The sequence below is a fragment of the Kitasatospora sp. MBT66 genome (assembly GCF_000710405.2).
GTDB classification, from domain to species: domain Bacteria; phylum Actinomycetota; class Actinomycetes; order Streptomycetales; family Streptomycetaceae; genus Kitasatospora; species Kitasatospora purpeofusca.
In genome coordinates, this window is the sequence record NZ_JAIY01000027.1 from 25,180 (window position 1) to 25,533 (window position 354).

Sequence of the window (354 nt, forward strand, 5' to 3'; positions counted from 1 at the left end):
GAGGTCGAGCACGGCGCACCGGTAGGGGCCGTCGGCGAGGGCGGCGCGCAGGTCCGCCTCGGTGCCGGCGGCGCGGATCTCCACCGGCGGGTCCTCGCCGTGCGCCTCGGCGGCGGTCCGGGCCAGCAGGGTGAGCAGGCCGGGCGGTTCGGCCTCGACCACCAGGAGGCGGGCCCCGGCGCCCGGCACGGCGGCCGCCCCGTCCCGGCTGCCGAGCGGCAGGTAGAAGCTGAAGCGGCTGCCCCGACCGGCGGCGGAGCGGACGGTGAGGACGCCGCCGAGCAGTCGGGCGAGTTCGCGGCTGATGGACAGGCCGAGCCCGGTGCCGCCGAAGCGGCGGGCGGTGGTGCCGTC

The 354-nt window shown here is 79.9% G+C and carries 1 protein-coding gene; it reads right to left on the reverse strand.

The features are described 5' to 3' along the window. A partial coding sequence (locus tag BI06_RS45120; protein WP_043479008.1) for an ATP-binding protein occupies nucleotides 1–354 on the reverse strand: 354 nt, incomplete at both ends.